The 1,154-nt window shown below is 33.8% G+C and carries 1 protein-coding gene; it reads left to right on the top strand.

The features are described 5' to 3' along the window. Positions 1-136: 136 nt before the first annotated feature. Positions 137-1,154, top strand: a 1,018-nt coding sequence (locus ABJI11_RS11565) for a class I SAM-dependent DNA methyltransferase (RefSeq protein ID WP_348352290.1), incomplete at its 3' end; no start/stop codon positions are given.

The raw sequence follows: 1,154 nt of genomic DNA on the forward strand, positions 1-1,154 counted from the left end.
CTTTGTATTTATTAAAACAATCGCCTAGAAAAATATATTAATTCTATTGTTTGATAAATAGCTTATAATTACTCCCTACAAATTGGTGTTTTTGTATGATATTACTGTATTTTGCTATGTAAACTTTTATTAGAAAATGAACAAAAAACTAACGCTTTCATGGTTAGAAGGTTTCCTTATGGATGCCTGCGATATATTAAGAGGTAACATGGATGCCTCAGAGTTTAAAGAATACATTTTTGGGATGTTATTCTTAAAACGTTTAAGCGATAAGTACGAGCAAGATCGTGCTGCACGTTTAAAAGAACTACAAGCCAAAGGACTTTCTGAAGATAAGATAAACGAAGCTTTAGAGCGTGCAAATGCATACCAATACTATGTACCAACTCGTGCACGTTGGAATTATAAAACCAAAAACGAAGAAGGACAAGAAGTTAATGACGGAATCTTACACCTTAAAAAAGATGTAGGAGATCATTTAAACAAAGCCTTAGAAGCCTTAGAAGAAGAAAACCCAGATAAATTATCTGGGGTGTTAACCAATGTAAACTTTAATAGAACCATTGGTAAAAACAAAAATGCTTTAAGTGATGAAAAATTAATTGAGTTTATCACACATTTTGATAAAGTAAGTTTAACAGATGACCGCTTTGAGTTCCCAGACCTTTTAGGAACTGCTTATGAGTATTTAATAAAATACTTTGCCGATAGTGCTGGTAAAAAAGGGGGCGAATTCTATACGCCAAACGAAGTGGTAAAATTATTAGTTACGCTGTTAGAACCGGAAGAAGAATCGGCTATTTACGACCCAACTTGTGGTTCTGGTGGTATGCTTATTGAAAACAAAAACTATGTAGAAGCGCGTTATGGTGATGCTTCTCGTTTAAGTTTTTACGGACAAGAATTAAGCGGTACCACTTGGTCTTTGTGTAAAATGAATATGTTATTCCATGATATTTTTGATGCACAAATTCTACAAGGTGATACCATTGCCAACCCTTTACACGTAGAAAATGGAGAATTAAAACGTTTTGATATTGTAATTGCCAATCCACCTTTTTCTGCAAATTATAGCGATGTTAAAAACTTCCGTGATCGTTTCCATCATTGGATGCCTAAAAAGAAAAAAGCCGACTTTATGTTTGTGCAGCACA

Source organism: Maribacter sp. (assembly GCF_039968975.1).
Taxonomy (GTDB): Bacteria; Bacteroidota; Bacteroidia; order Flavobacteriales; family Flavobacteriaceae; genus Maribacter.